The following is a 3,439-nucleotide window of genomic DNA, read 5'->3' as shown; positions in this document are numbered from 1 at the left end:
CAGCTTAGCCACCGTGAAGCCATCCGCTATTATCGCAAACAGCCAGCTAGTAGAAGAGGCAAGATGATAGAAGATTGTCTTAATCAAGCAAAAATTGTGGCCAGGTTAACAACAAAGCGATAATCGCAAATGAGTTCAATTAAACAAGTCAAAACTCGCCATGATAGCGAGGGTTTTCGTGTGCATTACGAAAATCCAGCAGGACGATTTCATAAAAGCTTTAAAACGCGGGAAGCTGCTTGCCATTTTCTTTTTCTGAGCGAATCTGAGCGATTTTTGGCGATGATGGCAAAAGAAAAAGAGCAATGCCGAGATTGGCATCTTCGCAAGTTGATTCAGTTTTATGTGGGGAAAAAGGTCTTTCAGTGTGAAACGGGGCATTTACGGCAAAGTTCGCTCGATACGATTAAACATGCCTTGTTTTCGATTGACGAAACGTTGCAAGCAAAAATGGCGTTGAATATTCGCCCGAGTGAATTTAACGGTTTACCGGAAAATACGCTTAAACATCTGCATTCTGCCTATTTGCTGCTGAAAGCAATGCGAAATGTTGGTGTCAGTCCAATTCCAAAATTGAAAAGAAAAGGGGAAAAGCCTATTTTCATTCCGGCGTTTGAGAATGTGGATAGGATGATTGAAGAAGCGCCCGTCAGAGAAAAGATTGCCTTCATCTTGGCATCGGTGATTGGGCTTCGGATAAGCGAAATATTGGCATTGGATTATAGCGATATTCAAGGGGAATATTTGAATATCTCAAAACATGTAACACGAAACGGTGTTATTGAAGGCTTAAAAGCTGACGTTCAGCGATTGTTACCGATGCCAAAAGGGTTATTGTCGCTATTGGATAAAAACAAGTTTGGGTTACATGAACCATTAATTGTCAGTCAATCAGTGAAAAGACTGTCGTTAAATTACAGTACGACAGGAATTGTTAAGGAATTACTGGAAAAATTCAGGATTGGGAAATTTCATAACTTACGGCATTTTGCAGCGGTACGTCTTATCAAAAAACGGAATGATATTCATGTTATTTCTAAAATGCTGGGTCATAAAAACATTGAGACCACCTCAAATATTTACGGTCGATTTTCAGGGTCAATTTTTGAGTTAAATTTTTAACATTTGCGTTCATTTTTTAATCATTAAGGTAAATGGGGTTAAAACCTTAATTGCTTTACATCAAAGGGATTCAGGTAAAAAATTACAGAATAGCCAAAAACGCATAATTCCGCAGTCATACTTCCGCATTTTGAAAAATTGGAAAACCTAATAATAACAACGCATGAAGAGGGATTTTTTTCGCATACTTCCGCAAAATAAGTCCGCACCCAAAATGGCTAATTTTACGAATGTTGCACAAAGGTTAAAAAGAGGTTGTCATGTCAGGGAAAGCTAAATATAAAAAAGCGTATATTGATGACGTGATCAACCTGTCTTTGGTGAAAGGCAAAGTATCAAATCATTTCATTGCAAAATGGCTGCATGTGGATGAAAAAACGATTAGAAATTGGCGAAAGGATTATTACGAATTTGATCATGCTTTTCATCATGCGGCCGACATTTTGAAAAAAGAGCTAGCAGAAACAGCAAGGCAAAACACCAAAATCCGAAAACGCAAAATTATTAAAACCACGGCAGACGGCGAAACGACAACGATAGAAGAAGTATTGCCTAGTCACAATGATATTGCCGTTTACAAAAAGATGGGGATCAATGAAGTCTTCTTTAACGATGAAAAGCATCAACAAAAAGAATACTTAAGATCGATACTCGAGCGAAAAAAATCAGCCGAAATCACTTCACTAGAGGCCGCGCAATTTTTAGAGATAGAAGGCATTCCTATACCAACTACCTTATTACTGGAAATTAAGCAATTGCAAGGTAGCCCTACCAGAAGATATACTACCGCAAAATGCAATTACTCGAGAAATGACTTTAGAAGAGGCCGCAGAAGCGTACCAAAAACTGATGGGGTAAAGGGTTAAAATCGCTTACTTATTTATGTTATAAATGATATTAAATTTAAATATTTATTTAATATCAATTGATTATATGAGTTTAACCCCATTTTTTGTATTTTTATGTACACGTTTATGTGCAAAATATTTTTTTGGAGTCGCTTTTTTCCGGACAAATTCCTATGCCGTTACCTTTTCCTTTTGACTTTAAAAAACCAGATTATTTTAAGGTATTTGAGTGGCGCGATGAGCGTCTACAACAGGTTACGCCATGCAGCCGAAAGTTTTAAACGATTAACCCGATTTTATAAGGATAAATCCCCGCGCAGTTTATTATTGACTGGGGGCATGACGACAGACCCACGAAATGTCGATTACGGGTACCGGTGACTATTCCTTTTTTGCTGTTCCCGAAACAGGAAGCATGGATTGACTGGATAATGACACGCTGGAAAGGACGTGAAACGGTATTACCGAAAAAAGCCGCGAAATGGGCTTAAGCTGGACGTCAATTGCACTCGCATGCGCTTTATGTCTCTTTAATAAAGAGATGGTAATTGGCTTTGGCTCCCGCAAAGAAGAGTATGTTGACAGCACCGGTGACCGAAAGCGTTGTTCTGGAAAGCCCGTAAGTTTATTGAAACTTTACCGCAAGAGTTTCGGGAGGCTGGGTAGCGAAAAAACACGCGCCTTATATGCGGGTCAATTTTCCAAACACCGGCGCCATTATCAAGGGTGAAGCGGGGGACAATATTGGACGGGGTGACCGGACGACACTCTATTTCGTCGACGAAGCCGCCTTTTTGCCTCGTCCGCTATTGATTGATGCTGCCCTATCGCAAACTACCCGCTGCCGCATTGACTTAAGTTCGGTTAATGGGATGGACAATCCTTTTGCCCAAAAACGCCACAGTGGACGTATTCCGGTGTTTACCTTTCACTGGCGCAATGACCCCGTAAAGATGAACAATGGTACGAAAAAGAGTGCCTGAAAATCGATAATCCGGTCATTGTGGCGCAGGAACTGGATTTGAACTATCAGGCGTCTGTTGAAGGTATCTTAATTCCCGCCGAATGGGTACAGGCGGCCATTGATGCCCATATCAAACTGGGGTTTTTGACAACGGGGGCTAAACGACTCGGTTTTGACGTTGCAGATGAGGGCGATGACAGCAACGCCCTCACGTTTGTACACGGATCGGTTGTCACGGATTGCCAGCAGTGGAGTAAAGGCGACGTGATCAGCTCAGCAAACCGAGTCAAAACTATGCTGAGGAAGTCCATGCCGATGAAATCATCTATGACTCCATCGGGGGTAGGGCAGGGGTGAAAGCGCATCTACGACGGACATGTCATATCACCGCAACGGATTCAACGCGGGTGGGCTGTCTTTAAACCTGACGCAAAATATGTGGCGGGAAAAACCAATAAAGATATGTTCGCGAATATTAAGGCGCAAGCCTGGTGGGGCGTCCGAG

Annotated in this window: 2 protein-coding genes and 1 pseudogene; all 3 read left to right on the top strand. The window is 41.6% G+C overall.

Translation table 11 applies throughout. From position 1 onward, the window contains the following. Positions 1–129 precede the first annotated feature (129 nt). Complete coding sequence (locus tag AYJ55_RS21255) at positions 130–1,122, top strand: tyrosine-type recombinase/integrase (RefSeq protein ID WP_063657707.1); 993 nt, start codon at positions 130–132, stop codon at positions 1,120–1,122. Positions 1,123–1,382: 260 nt separating this feature from the next. After that, complete coding sequence (locus AYJ55_RS21250) at positions 1,383–1,988, top strand: hypothetical protein (protein WP_063657818.1); 606 nt, start codon at positions 1,383–1,385, stop codon at positions 1,986–1,988. 155 nt (positions 1,989–2,143) lie between these two features. Continuing rightward, positions 2,144–3,439 (top strand): annotated as a pseudogene (locus AYJ55_RS29965) (terminase large subunit); the annotation flags it as partial.

This window comes from Candidatus Arsenophonus triatominarum, from assembly GCF_001640365.1.
Classification (GTDB): domain Bacteria; phylum Pseudomonadota; class Gammaproteobacteria; order Enterobacterales; family Enterobacteriaceae; genus Arsenophonus; species Arsenophonus triatominarum.
Note: the sequence above shows the minus strand (reverse complement) of the source record. Positions and strands in the feature narration are given on the sequence as shown.

Excerpts from the sequence above, each read along its gene's own strand:
- AYJ55_RS21255 (WP_063657707.1), top strand. The coding sequence starts at position 130 with ATGAGTTCAATTAAACAAGTCAAAACTCGCCATGATAGCGAGGGTTTT.
- AYJ55_RS21250 (WP_063657818.1), top strand. The coding sequence starts at position 1,383 with ATGTCAGGGAAAGCTAAATATAAAAAAGCGTATATTGATGACGTGATC.